General features: G+C 77.6%; 9 protein-coding genes. 6 read left to right on the top strand and 3 right to left on the bottom strand.

Features of this window, described 5'->3' with window-relative positions:
• Positions 1-97: 97 nt before the first annotated feature.
• Together A2CP1_RS07450 and A2CP1_RS07445 are read right to left on the bottom strand one after the other, a co-directional pair.
• The gene (locus A2CP1_RS07450; protein ID WP_012632768.1) at positions 98-1,927 is read right to left on the bottom strand and encodes a DUF4091 domain-containing protein; all 1,830 of its coding nucleotides are present in this window, start codon (positions 1,925-1,927) and stop codon (positions 98-100) included.
• Between the two features lie 473 nt (positions 1,928-2,400).
• Positions 2,401-2,970 (bottom strand): hypothetical protein, encoded by a 570-nt coding sequence (locus A2CP1_RS07445; protein ID WP_012632767.1) that lies wholly within the window; start codon positions 2,968-2,970, stop codon positions 2,401-2,403.
• A gap of 336 nt (positions 2,971-3,306) precedes the next feature.
• Here A2CP1_RS07445 and A2CP1_RS07440 point away from each other — a divergent pair, with 336 nt between their 5' ends.
• The 4 genes from A2CP1_RS07440 to A2CP1_RS07425 all read left to right on the top strand — a co-directional run bounded on the left by A2CP1_RS07440 (position 3,307) and on the right by A2CP1_RS07425 (position 9,178).
• A complete protein-coding gene (locus A2CP1_RS07440) occupies positions 3,307-5,415 on the top strand; it encodes a heparinase II/III family protein (RefSeq protein WP_012632766.1) in 2,109 nt (702 codons plus the stop codon).
• Complete coding sequence (locus A2CP1_RS07435) at positions 5,412-6,758, top strand: nucleotide sugar dehydrogenase (RefSeq protein WP_012632765.1); 1,347 nt, start codon at positions 5,412-5,414, stop codon at positions 6,756-6,758. The genes A2CP1_RS07440 and A2CP1_RS07435 overlap by 4 nt, the downstream gene beginning before the upstream one ends.
• Before the next feature lie 75 nt (positions 6,759-6,833).
• The gene (locus A2CP1_RS07430; RefSeq protein WP_012632764.1) at positions 6,834-8,693 is read left to right on the top strand and encodes a TldD/PmbA family protein; all 1,860 of its coding nucleotides are present in this window, start codon (positions 6,834-6,836) and stop codon (positions 8,691-8,693) included.
• Positions 8,690-9,178, top strand: coding sequence for a hypothetical protein (locus A2CP1_RS07425; protein WP_012632763.1), 489 nt, complete (start codon positions 8,690-8,692; stop codon positions 9,176-9,178). Before A2CP1_RS07430 ends, A2CP1_RS07425 begins: the two co-directional genes overlap by 4 nt.
• On the opposite strand, the gene A2CP1_RS07420 is transcribed toward A2CP1_RS07425, so the two are convergent.
• Entirely contained in the window at positions 9,130-10,146 is a 1,017-nt protein-coding gene (locus A2CP1_RS07420) for an alkaline phosphatase family protein (protein ID WP_012632762.1), read from the bottom strand. The two genes, A2CP1_RS07425 and A2CP1_RS07420, sit on opposite strands and share 49 nt — an antisense overlap.
• Before the next feature lie 94 nt (positions 10,147-10,240).
• Here A2CP1_RS07420 and A2CP1_RS07415 point away from each other — a divergent pair, with 94 nt between their 5' ends.
• Both A2CP1_RS07415 and A2CP1_RS07410 read left to right on the top strand, forming a co-directional pair.
• Positions 10,241-11,530: a 2Fe-2S iron-sulfur cluster-binding protein gene (locus A2CP1_RS07415; protein WP_012632761.1), complete on the top strand. Its 1,290-nt coding sequence runs from the start codon at positions 10,241-10,243 to the stop codon at positions 11,528-11,530.
• On the top strand, positions 11,523-13,025 hold the full coding sequence (locus A2CP1_RS07410) for an FAD-dependent oxidoreductase (protein WP_012632760.1): 1,503 nt from the start codon (positions 11,523-11,525) through the stop codon (positions 13,023-13,025). The genes A2CP1_RS07415 and A2CP1_RS07410 overlap by 8 nt, the downstream gene beginning before the upstream one ends.
• Position 13,026: the final 1 nt, after the last annotated feature.

Here is a 13,026-nt window from a genome sequence, read left to right as displayed (position 1 = left end):
CCAGGAAAGGAACGGCGGGGCGCGCCGCGTGGACGCGCCCCGCCGGAGGAGGGTCCGGGGCGACCGGCCCGGCCGGCCGCCCCTCGTGAACCGCTGCTCAGCGGCGCCGGAGCGCCGCCACGGCCCGCGCCAGGGCGCGCCGCCGCGGGACCAGCGCGAGCAGGGCCAGGGCCGGGAGCGCCAGCAGCGCGCCGCCGCCGAACCCGCCCGCGCTGCCGCAGCCGCCGCCGGAGCGGGTGCCGGAGAAGCCCGCTTCCACCGCGGCCGGCGTGGGCTTGCCGCCGAGCTCGAGGATGCGCCGCGCGATCTGCTCGCGCGCCTGGTCGAACCGCTCCGGCGCGACGTCGGTGGACCACGCGTTCGGGAACAGGTCGCGCGCGATCTTGCGGGCCAGCTCGGGGTCGCCGGCGTCGGCGAGCGCCTTCAGGTACTCGTAGTCCTGCATGCCGGCGCGGATCATCTTCAGGCGCACCGAGGCCACCGGGACGTCGGTCTTGCCGCCGATGCGGGCGGGCTTGCCGGGGTAGAACAGGGTCCCGTCGCCGTTGCCGGAGAAGTCCCACTGCCTCGACCACGGGTCGGCGCGGAAGCTGTAGGCCGTCTCCCAGTACAGCTCGCCGCTGGCGCGCTCGAGGAACGTGATCCACTCCATGGCGCGGTTCCGCGAGGCGGAGGCGTCGACCATGTAGCTCGGCCAGCCGGTGAAGTAGCGGTCGGACTCGGAGGGCGACCCGATGTTCACCGTCCCGCCGCAGCCGTGGCTCATGCAGCTCTGGTACAGCCAGAGCTCCTTGCGCGGGCCCGAGGCGAGGAACGGATCGTACCGGTCGCGCTGGTCCCCGGCGACGGCGCTGCCCGGCCGGTCGTCCATCCAGTTCACCACCGGCACCATGACGTCGATGTCGTCGGCGACGCCGTGGTCCTCGGCGTCCCAGAGCTGCGTGGTCACGAGCGTCCGGAACTCGGGGTCGCCCTGCTTCGCCGCGCCGGCGCGCGCCGGGATGTCGCTCCAGGCGCAGGTGAGCGGCGGCTCGTCGCAGGTGTAGTCGAACAGCCGATCGAACCAGCCCTGCTCGCGCGCGTGCTTCGCCCAGGCGGCGTGCTCGTCCACGCTGGTGCGGCCGCCCACGTACTTCACCGCGGTGAGCTTCGCGCCCTCGAGGCGGGTCGGGGCGGTCCCGGCGATGAGCGGGCCGTAGAAGCGGTCGAGGTGGCCGAAGTCGGCGTGCTGGCCGTCGTCGTTCAGGCCGGTGAGCGTGATGCGGTGGTCGAGCGCGAGCTGGCCGTAGCGGGCCCGGAGCGCCGCGTCGGCGTCGCCGGACACGCCGTGGGCGGAGGCGATGACGCCGTAGGAGAGGCCGAACGCCGTCCGCAGCGACGAGGTGGACGGGAGCACGAAGTCGTACACGCTCAGCACCACCGGCACGCGCGCCTCGCCCGCGTCCGAGGAGATCACCACCGCGCCCTGGTAGACGCCCGAGCGCGCGTCGGCGGGCACGTGCACGTCCACCCAGACCGCGCGGCTCTCGGCGCCGACGTCGAACGGGAACGCGTTGCGCTGCTCGCCCACCACGTCGTCCACGTCGGGGACGAGCGCGTCGGGCCAGCGGCCGGTGCCGCCGTCCACCGCGGACGGGCTGGTCACGTCGAGCGTGTCCACGCGGAACAGCGTGGCGTCCATCCCGTCCAGCCCTTCGACGCGGGCGGTGACGCGCTTCGCGGGACCGGTGACGACCACCTGGAACGCGGCGAACTCGTTCCGGGCCGCCGAGAGGTGCGCCTCGGTCTGGGGGCGGGCCTTCGCGTCCGGCCGGATCTTCTCGGTGGCGCTCGCCACCCAGGCGTCGGCGGCGGAGGCCGTCAGGGGCAGCAGCGAGAGCGCCAGCGCGCTGGCGGCGGCGGTGAAGGCTCGGCGGCGGGTCTTCATCGGGGTCGTCCTTTCCGGGTTCGTTGCAGCGCCCGGACAACGACAGGCCGACCGACCGAATTTCTCGCCTTCCGAGGGGCAGGGGTGCGTGGAAGAGGGTGCAGGTCGGCCGCGCGCGCATGCCATCCCACGCGCGCCGCCACTCCGACCGCACTCCCTCACCTGAGCCTACACCGGGCTCGCCCGCTCGTTCTTTCGCTGCGAGCACGTCACTCGGCGTGCAGCGCCGGCCCCCCTGCCGCCGGGCGTGCGGGCGCCGCGCCGCCGGGCCTCACCCCGGGCGCAGCGCCGCACGTGGAGAAATTGGGGCTCGCCGGCGCCGGGCACTGGCCGCGGCGCGCCGGAGACCCCAGCGACGCCGGGCCGGAGGACTCCCGGCGAGGGCCCGAACGCGAGCGGCGCCCGCGATCTGCGTCCGAACACCGACCGCGATCAGCGACCGCGATCCGGCCCGGCGCACCGCCGCGGAGCGATCAGTCGCCCGGCTGCCACGGGGCCGCCACGGCGCCCGGGAGCGGCGGCGGCGTCGCGGCCGCGCGCTGCGACGGCAGCGGCGGAGGCCGGAGCGAACCCGGGTGCGGCGTCGCGAGGCCGCCCTCGCGCGCGGGCGCGATCACCGCCGGCCCGCGCTCCAGCAGGTCGATGCGCATGCGCACGCGGTCCAGGCGCTCGAGCGCGGCGGCGAGCGCCTCGTCGAGCCACTCGTCCGCGGCGCGCCGCTCGTCGATGGCCACGATCCGCCCGGCCCGCCGCAGCGTGTCCCAGAGCGCGCGGTGGAGCAGCTTGAACTCCCGCGCCACGCGCGCGGGCGGCGCGCCGGAGCGGACCAGCACCCCGCAGCGCAGCAACCCGTCGGCGGCGCGCGCGGCCCGCCCGGGCGGCGCATCGCCCCGGAGCGCAAGCGACAGCTCGCGCAGGAGCGGCCCGATCGCGAAGCCGATCGCCTCCTCGCCCCCCAGCTCGTTCGCGACCGCGCGCCGCCACGCCTCGGCGATCTCGCCCCGCTGCTCCTCGATGAGGAGCCCCACCGCCACCGCACCCACGCCAGCCTCCCGGGAACGCGTCCAAGACCCGGAACCGGCCGGGTCCGCGGAGTCGGTTAGCAAGCCGCCGGCCAGGGGACGCGGACCGCTGCCGCGCAGCCCCGCCACCGCTCGCGCGGGCGGCCGTGGGAACGGCGCTTCCCATCCGGCGAACGCCGCGCCACCGCCGGAGGGCACGGCGCGCCTCGCCCGCGCGCGCGCTCGCCTCCGGGGCGTGGCGGCGCGCGTGGCCGGGCCTTTGCTTTGCGGCACCAGGACCGGCGGGGCGGCACGGGGTGATCACCCCGGCTCCCGGCCGCGCGGGCGGGGGGCCCGGAACGGAAGCATCGGGGCGGGATGGGCGCGATCGGCTACTACGGATACCTGGCGGCCCGCGTGCCGCCGCACCGGCTGCTCGCCACCGCGGCGCGCCGCGCCGTGCGGGGCGCCCGCAACCGGCTGGCGCCGCCGCTCGCGCCGTCGCCGCGAGCCCTGCTCGAGGCGCTCGGCTGCGACGGGCCGGCGGGGCTGGCCGCGCTGCTGGCGCGGCCCCGCCCGGCGCGCCCGGCCTGGAGCCCGGAGGCCCTGCGCCGCGCGCTCGAGCAGCGCATGCCCGGCGAGGTCGAGCGGGCGCTGGCGCGGGCCGAGGCGGCGGCGGCCGGACGGCTGGTGGTGTACGGGCGCGAGGTGGACGTCCGCCGCGCCGACGGCGGCACCGACTGGCAGCGCGATCCGATCCACGGCGGCCGCTTCGACGGGCGGGCGCCCTCGGCGGCGCTGCCGCCGGCGCCCGGGCTCGATCCCAAGATGGCGTGGGCGATGGGGCGGGGCGAGCACTGGGTCGCGCTCGCGTGCGGCGCCGCGCTCCATCCGCGCGCCGCCGCCAGCGACCTGCTGGCGGAGGCGCTCGCCGCGTCGGTGACCGACTTCGCGGCGCAGAACCCGGTGGGCCGCGGCGTCCACTGGACCTGCGCCATGGAGGCGGGGCTGCGCGCCTGGCACCTCGCCACGGCGCTGTGGGTGCTCGCGCTGCGCCGCGCACCGGCGCCGTCGCTCGCGGCGGAGGCGGCGCGGCTGCTGGTGGCGAGCGGCCGCTTCGTGCTCGCGAACCTCGAGGACGGCGGCGCCGTCCCCAACAACCACCTGGTGTGCGACTGGCTCGGCCTGCTCGCCTGCGCCGAGGCGCTGCCGGAGTGGCCGGAGGCGCCCCGCTGGCGCGCGCTCGCGGCGGGCGGGCTGGCGCGGACGCTCGCGGAGCAGGTGCACGCGGAGGGCACCAGCTTCGAGGGCTCGGTGCCGTACCACCGCTTCTCGCTGGAGCTGTTCGCGGCCGGCTTCCTGCTCGCGCGCGCCGGCGGCGCCCCGCCCCAGAAGCCCTGGCGGCTGCACGCGATGTTCCGGGCCACCCGCGCGCTCGCCGCCGCGTCCGGCGACCTGCCGCAGCTCGGCGACAACGACTCCGGCCACGCGCTCGCGCTCCGCGCCCGCGGCCCCACCGAGGCGGGCTACCTCTGCGCGCTGGGCGCCGCGCTGTTCCGCGATCCGGCGCTGCTCCGCCCCGGCGCGCCGCCGGACGACGCGCTGGAGGCGGCGTGGCTGCTCGGGCCGGAGGCGCTCGACTGGCTCGCCCGCGCCCGGCCCGGCCCGCCGCCCGGCAGCGTCTCGTTCCCGGCGGCCGGCGTGCACGCGCTCCGCCGCGGCGCGCTGGAGGCGTTCGTCTCCTGCGGCCCGCACGGCCAGCGGGGCGTCGGCGGGCACGACCACAACGACAAGCTCTCCTTCGAGCTGCGCGCCGCCGGCGCGCTGGCGGTATGCGATCCGGGCATGCCGGTGTACGGGCGCGCCCCCGAGGTGCGCGACGCGTTCCGGTCCACCCGCGCGCACGCCACCGTGACGGTGGACGGCCTGGAGCAGTCGCCCATCCCGCCCGGCCGGCTGTTCGCGCTGCCGGACGCGGCCGGCGCGCGGCTGCTCGCGTTCGCTCCGGGCGGCGAGGCGGAGCGGCTCGCCGGCGAGCACCGCGGCTTCGTGGCGCGCGCGGGCGTGGTCCACCGGCGCGAGCTCGCGCTCGCCGACGGCGGCCTGGTGGTGGTCGACCGGCTGGCGGGCCGCGGCACGCACGCGGTGGAGCTGCGCTGGCCGCTCGCGCACCCGGCGCCGCAGGTCCGCGAGGCCACCGCCGCCGAGGCCGCCGCGCTCGCGCGCCTCGCCCGGCTGGCCCGCCTGCGCCGGCCCGCGGATCCGGCGCGGGTGATCGAGGTGCCGCTCGGCCCGGCCGGACACCTCCTCGTCGCGTTCTCGGCGCCGGCGGGCCTCGCGCCCGAGCTGGCGCCCTCGCTGCGCTCGCCGGGCTACGGCGAGCTCGTCCCCGCGTCCGTCGCGACGCTGGCCGGCCCGCTGGCCTGTCCGGCCGCGCTCGCCACGCTGTTCCTCCACGTCGAAGCCGAAGGGAGTCACCCCCGATGATCGAGACCCACGCCGCCGAGCCCGACCACGCCACCGACCTGCTCTCCCGCCTCGCCGCCCGCACCGCCCGGGTGGCGGTGGTGGGGCTCGGCTACGTCGGCCTGCCGCTCGCCCTCACCTTCGCCCGCCGCGGCCTGTCCGCGCTGGGCGTGGACGTCGATCCGGACAAGGCGCGCGCGGTGGGCGAGGGGCGCAGCTACCTGCGGACCGTGGACGGCGCCGCGGTGCGCGACGCGGTGCGGGACGGCCGCCTCGAGGCCACCACCGAGTTCGCCCGCGTGACCGCCTGCGACGCGGTGGTGATCTGCGTGCCCACGCCGCTCACCCGGGAGCGCGAGCCGGACCTGTCCTTCGTCGAGCGGACCGGCGAGGCGATCGCGCCGCACCTCCGCGCGGGCCAGGCGGTGGTGCTCGAGTCCACCTCGTACCCGGGCACCACCGAGGAGGTGCTGCTGCCCATCCTGGAGCGCGGCAGCGGGCTGCGCGCGGGGCGCGACTTCTTCCTGGCGTTCTCGCCCGAGCGCGAGGACCCCGGCTCGGGCGTGGCCACCCACGCCATCCCCAAGATCGTCGGCGGCTACACGCCGTCGTGCCTCGAGGCGGCGCTCGCGCTCTACGCGTCGGCGTTCGACCGCGTGGTGCCGGTCTCGTCCACCCGGGTGGCCGAGATGACGAAGCTGCTCGAGAACGTGTTCCGCAGCGTGAACATCGCGCTGGTGAACGAGCTGAAGATCCTCTGCCACCGGATGGACCTGGACGTGAACGAGGTCATCGACGCCGCGTCCACCAAGCCGTTCGGCTTCATGCCGTTCCAGCCCGGCCCGGGCCTGGGCGGCCACTGCATCCCCATCGACCCGTTCTACCTGACGTGGAAGGCGCGGCAGTTCGAGTTCCAGACGCGCTTCATCGAGCTGGCCGGCGAGGTGAACACCGAGATGCCGCGCTACGTGGTGCACCGGACCATGGAGGCGCTCGACGCGCGCGGCCGCACGCTGAAGGGCGCGAAGGTGCTGGTGCTGGGCATCGCCTACAAGAAGGACGTGGACGACATGCGCGAGAGCCCGGCGGTCCGCATCATCGAGCTCCTGCAGGAGCGCGGCGCGGAGGTGGTCTACCACGACCCCTACGTCCCCCGGGTCCCGCGCATGCGCCAGCACCGGCTCGACATGGTCAGCGTGCCGCTCACCGACGAGGCGCTCGAGACCGCCGACGCGGTGCTGGTCGCCACCGACCACGGCTGCGTGGACTACGCGCGCGTGGTGGAGCGCGCCCGCCTGGTGGTGGACACGCGCAACGCCTGCCGCGCGGTGCGCGTCGGGCGCGAGAGGATCGTGAAGGCCTGAGCGGGCCCGGCCCGGCGGACCCGCGGGGCGCTCGCCGCGGGATGCGGTGAAGCGCGGGCGCTGGGCCCGTGCTACATGGGCGGGATCAGGCTCCCGAGGTCCCGCTTGCGCACCGCCCGACTGCTCGTCCCCCTCCTGCTGCTCGCCGCCGCCTTCCCCGGCGCCGCCGCGCCCGGCGTGCAGGACGCGCCCGACGCGCGCCTCGGCACGCTCGAGGCCATGCGCGCGGAGCTGGCCCGCTCGATGGAGCGGCTCCGGCTGAAGGGCTACGAGGCGCCCTACTTCGCGTCGTACCAGGTGACCGAGGTGGCGCGCGAGGAGGTGAGCGGGCGCTACGGGGCCATCTTCGACGACCGCTCGCGGCGCGACCGGAGCCTGGCGGTGGACCTGCGGGTGGGGAGCTACGAGCTCGACTCGTCCGCGCCGGAGGAGAACACCATCGTGATCGGCGGCGGCGACGCCGGGCCGGGCTGGTACGCGCCCCGCGACGCGCCGCTCGACGGCGACGTGGGCGCGCTCCGGAACGCGCTCTGGCTCGCCACCGACGAGAAGTACAAGGAGGCGCTCTCCTCGTACTTCAAGAAGAAGTCGCGCGCGGTGTACCGTCAGGACGACGCCGACCGGCCGCCCAGCTTCTCCCGCGAGCCGCCCGCCCGCCACGTGGACCCACCGCGCCCGTTCGCGTTCGACCGCGCGCGCTGGAAGGGCGTGGTGCGCGAGGTCACCGCCCGGTTCCGCGAGCACCCCGACGTCTTCGACGCGCAGCTCCGGGTCTCGGCCGAGAAGCAGGTCCGCTGGTTCACCTCCAGCGAGGGGTCGGCGCTCGTGACCGAGCGGACCGTCTACTCCGTCCACCTCGAGGCCGTGGCGCGCGCGCCGGACGGCCAGCTCCTTGAGGACGGCCGCGACTTCTACGCCCGCAGCGAGGCCGAGCTGCCCTCGCCCGAGGCGCTCCGCGCGGCCGCCGGCACCGTCATCGCCGAGCTGGAGGCGCTGCGCCGCGCGCCCGCCATCGACCCGTACACCGGCCCGGCGGTGCTCGAGCCGGAGGCGGCGGGCGTGCTGTTCCACGAGGCGGTGGGCCACCGGCTCGAGGGCGAGCGGATGGAGGACGAGCAGGACGGCCAGACGTTCAAGGGACAGGTGGGGCGGCCGGTGCTGCCGCCGTTCCTGACGGTGGTGGACGATCCCACCGCCGATCGCGTGGACGGCGTCGCGCTGAACGGCACCTACGGCTTCGACGAGCAGGGCGTCCCGGCGCGCCGCACGGTGCTGGTCCGCGACGGCCGGCTGGAGAGCTTCCTGCTCTCGCGCCGTCCGGTGAAGCCGTTCGACCGCTCCAACGGCCACGGCCGCGCCCAGGCCGGGCGCCAGCCGGTGGCGCGCATGGCGAACCTCGTGGTGGAGTCGCGCAAGCGCGCCGGCGCGGCCGAGCTGAAGCGCATGCTGATGGCCGAGGCGCGGCGGCAGGGCAAGCCGTACGGGCTCGTCATCCGCGACATCACCGGCGGCAACACCAACACCATGTCGATGGGGTACCAGGCGTTCAAGGGCACCCCGCGCCTGGTGTACCGGGTGGACGCCCGCACCGGCGCGGAGGAGCTGGTCCGCGGCGTGGAGCTGGTCGGGACGCCGCTCACCGCGATCAACAAGGTCCTCGCCACGGGCGAGCGCCCCCGCGTCTTCAACGGCTACTGCGGCGCGGAGAGCGGCTACGTACCGGTGTCCACCGTCGCGCCGGCGGTGCTGATCGCCGAGCTGGAGCTGCAGCGGGTGGCGCGCGCCACCGACCGCAGCCCCATCCTGCCGGCGCCCTGGAGCGAGCGCGGCGCCACCCCGCCCGCCGCGGCGCCGCCCACCGCGCCCGCCCCCGTCCCTGCGCCGCCGCCGGCGCACCCCGCCGTCCCGCCGGAGCAGCCGGAGCACGCCCGATGAGCACGCCCACCTCGACCCCCCTCCCCGTCCCGCCGCTCGAGTCGATCCTCCTCCAGCCGCGCCGCGCCGCGCTGGACGCGTTCGCGCGCGCCGGGTGGCGGCCCTACGCCACGCCCATCTCGCTCGACGCCGAGCGGCGCCGCCTGCTCAACATCGATCTCACCGAGCCGGAGATGGCGTTCCTCGACGCGGAGGGCGGCCTCGCCGCGGTCGCGAGCGTCGAGACCGATCGCGAGGGCCGGGTCACGAACGTGGAGGTGGTGGGCGCCGAGCCGGCCGATCCGGTGCGGGTGGCGCTCGCGCTCGTCGGCGAGGTGGGCCCGCCGCGCACCGGCGGCGGCGGCGAGGCGCGCGAGTGGATCTGGGGCCCGGAGTCCGGGGCCGCGCTGGAGGTCGGCGGCGAGCCGGCGCGGGTGTGGATGTGCGCGGAGCGGGCCTACGGCGACCGGCTCTGGCTGGTGGCGAGCGTGGTCCGCCGCGGCTGACCGCCCGCGGGGGCGTCCGCGCCCGCCAGCCGGAGCAGCAGCGGCGCCACGCCGGTGAGGTCCCTCACCTGCTCCACCTCCGCGGCGGCGCGCCCGAAGCCGAGCAGCGGTACCGGCGCCAGGGTGTGGTTGCGCAGCGAGAGGTCCTCCAGGTTGCCGTGGTCGCTCGTCACCACCAGCGCGTCCTCCGGCCCGAGCCCGTCCACCAGCGCCCGCAGGAACGCGTCCAGCCGCCCGAGCGCGTCCAGCGCGCGCTCCATCGAGCGGGCGTGGCCCGCCTCGTCGGTCTCGAAGAACTCGAACAGCGCGAGATCGTGGCCGGCAGCGAGGCGCAGCAGGATCTCCGCCGCCTCCTCCGGCGCGCGCCGGGGCAGCGACACCCCGAGGCCGCGCGCGCGCTCCCCGGTGAGATCGTGGGTGAGCCCCTCCCCGCGGCGCGCGTCCTCCAGCGTCCGGAACCGGCCGCCGCCCGCCGCGTAGGCCACCGTGGTCGCGGCGGCGCGGGCCCGGCGGCGGGAGCCCGCCAGGGCGGGCTCGGGCGCGCCGTCGGCCGCGTGGCCGAGCGCGCGGAGGTAGGCGACGGGGTACGCGTTCGCGAACGCGCCGCGGCGCCCCGCGGCCGCGAGCGCGCGGAACAGCGATCGCTCCTGGAGCAGCGCCCGCAGCGGCGCGTTGGGGAAGCCGAGCAGGTGGCGGCCGAGGTGCGCCGGCGCGTTCTCGCCGGTGAGCAGGGTGGCCTGGCCGGTGGCCGACTGCGGCCGGCCCGCCACGCCCAGGCAGGCGTCGGCCAGCGCCGCCCGGCCGCCGCGCGGCAGGGGCGCGCCGCCGCCGTCCGCGAAGCGCGAGAGCAGGAAGTCCCCGCGGGCGAGCGGATTCGTCGCCGGGTCGCGGTCGCCGGCGCCCACCCCGTCCACGAACACGAACAGCGTCGTCACCCCGGGATCATAACGCGCCACCCCGCGCCCCACCCGCCGCGCTCCGGACGCCCCGCCGCCCCCCGAGACGCGGAGTCGCTCCGGCGCTATCCTCCGGCCGCCTTCCGGACCCCCGAGCGCGCGCACCATGCCCAGACTCCCGGACTTCCCCGCCGACTGCACCATCACCTTCGACGGCCGCGCCGTACCGGCGCGCCGCGGCGAGTCGATCGCCTCGGCGCTGCTCGCGGACGGGCGGCCGCTCCTGGCGCGCAGCGCCAAGTACCACCGCCCGCGCGGCCCGTTCTGCCTGGCCGGCTCCTGCGGCAGCTGCCTGGTGCGGGTGGACGGGCTGCCCGACCAGCGCGCCTGCCGCACCGCGTGCGCCGACGGCCTCACGGTCGAGACGCAGAACGCGCTCCCCGACGCGGCGCACGACCTGCTCGGCGTCATCGACCGCGCGTTCCCGCACGGCCTCGACCACCACCACCTCGCCACCTGGAACCCGCTCGCGAACCGCGCCGCGGTGGCGTTCTCGCGCCAGCTCGCCGGCCTGGGGAAGCTCCCCGGCCCGGAGCGCGCCGCGGGGCCGCTCCCGCCCGCGCCGCGCGAGGAGGCGTTCGACGCGCTGGTGGTGGGGGCCGGGCCGGCGGGGCTCGCCGCGGCGGAGGCGCTGGCCGGGGCCGGGCGGCGCGTGCTGCTCGCCGACGCCGAGCCGGCGCCGGGCGGCCGGCTGCGCTGCCGCCTCGAGCTCCCCGGCGATCCGCCGCTGGCGTGGGCGTCGGCGGCGGCCGCGCGCGTCGCGGCGGCCGGCGGCGAGGTGGCCTCCGCCACGACGGTGCTCGGGCTCTGGCGCGACGGCGGCGCCCCGCTCGCCGCGCTCGCGCCCGCCTCCGGCGCGCTGCGCCTGGTGCGGCCGGCGGCGATCCTGATCTGCGCCGGCGGGCACCCGCAGCCGCCCGGGCTGGAGGACGACGACCGGCCCGGCGTCGTCGCCGGCCGCGGGCTGGCGCGCGCGCTCGCCGAGCACGGCGTGGTGCCGGGGCGGCGCGCGGTGGTGCTGGGCGGCGGGCCCGAGCCGGAGGCGCTCGCGGCGCGGCTCGCCGCGGCGGGCGTGGAGGTGGAGCGGGTGGAGGCGGCGGAGGGACGCGTCCTCGGACGGGCCCGGGTGCGCGGCCTCGCGCTCGCGGACGGCCGCCGGGTGCGCTGCGACGTGCTGGCCGTGGCGACGCCGCCGGCGCCCGCGACCGAGCTGGCGCGGTCGATGGGGGCGCCGGTGGCGCTCGACCCGGCGCTGGGCGCGTTCGCGCTCCAGGTGGACGGGCGGGGCCACACGGGGGTCCCGGGGCTCCTCGCCGCGGGCGAGGTGACCGGGGCGATGGACGCGGCGCGCGCGGCCGAGGCCGGGCGGCGCGCGGGGGAGGCGGCCCGTGGGTAAGCGGCTGGTGTGCGCGTGCGAGGACGTGTCGCTGGAGGAGGTGCGCCGCGCGTTCGCGGCGGGCCACCGCGACCTCGAGTCGGTGAAGCGGGTCACCGGGCTCGGCACCGGGCCATGCCAGGGCAAGTCCTGCGTGACGCGCGTCGCGCAGGAGCTGCTCCGGCTCGGGGCCACGCCGGCCGAGATCCAGCCGTTCACCGCCCGCACCCCGGTCCAGCCGGTGCCGCTCGCGGCGCTGGCCGCGCTCGATCCCGCCGGGCTGCCGCTCGACGACGGCGTGCCGCTCCCGCCGCCCGCCGCGGATGCCTCGTCGGGCCCGCCCTCCCCGGCCGCGCACCCGCAGCCGGACCCGCTCCCGGCCCGCGCGGACGTGGTGATCGTGGGCGGCGGGATCCAGGGGCTGGCGATCGCGTACGAGCTGGCGCGGCGGGGCGTGCGCGACGTGCTGGTGCTGGAGCAGGGATACCTGAACGCCGGCGCCTCCGGGCGGAACGGCGGCGGGGTCCGCGCGCAGTGGACCACCCCGACCATGATCCGCCTCGCCCGCCGCTCGCTCGAGCTGTGCGACCGGTTCGCGGTGGAGATGGGCATCAACGTCTGGTTCCGCCGCAGCGGCTACCTGTTCCTCGCGCCCACCGCCGAGCAGGTGACGCGGATCGAGAAGAACGCCGAGCTGCACCGGCGCGAGGGGCTGCGCACCCGGGTGATCGGGCCGGACGAGGCGCTGCAGGTGGTGCCGGAGCTGGACCCGCGCCGGTTCCGCGCCGCGGCCTGGAACCCGGACGACGGCGTGGTGTTCCCCTGGCCGTTCCTGTGGGGCTACGCGTCGCGGGCCGAGGCGCTCGGCGCGAAGGTCCGGACGTTCACCCGCGTCACGGGCTTCGACACCGCGGGCGCGCGCGTGACCGCGGTGCGCACCGATCGCGGCCGGGTGGCGTGCGAGCTGGTGGTGGTGGCCGCCGGCGCGTGGTCTCGCGACGTGGCCGCGCTCGCCGGGGTCTCGCTCCCGAACCGCCCCACCCGCCACGAGATCCTGGTGACCGAGCCGCTCAAGCCCTGGCTCGGGCCGCTCGTGTCCGTGCTGGGGAACGGCCTGTACTTCTCGCAGTCGCAGCGCGGCGAGATCGTGGGCGGCATGGGCGATCCCGAGGAGCCCGAGGGCGTGGTGCAGGGCTCGACCCTGCGCTTCCTGGCCCGCTTCGCCCGCGCCGCGGTGGAGACCGTGCCGCGGCTCGGCGAGGTGAAGGTGATCCGCCAGTGGGCGGGCTGCTACGACGTCACCCCGGACAACAACCCGGTGCTGGGCCCGGCCGGCTTCGAGAACTTCCACCAGTGCTCCGGCTTCGTCGGGCACGGGTTCATGATGGCGCCGGCGGTGGCCGAGCGGTACGCGGACTGGCTCGCCGGCCGGGGCAAGGACGAGATCTTCGAGCGCTTCACCCTGGGCCGATTCGAGTCCGGCGCGGTCGCCCGGGAGGACTTCATCATCGGGTAGC

The organism is Anaeromyxobacter dehalogenans 2CP-1, from assembly GCF_000022145.1.
Taxonomy (GTDB): domain Bacteria; phylum Myxococcota; class Myxococcia; order Myxococcales; family Anaeromyxobacteraceae; genus Anaeromyxobacter; species Anaeromyxobacter dehalogenans.
Note: the sequence above shows the minus strand (reverse complement) of the source record. Positions and strands in the feature narration are given on the sequence as shown.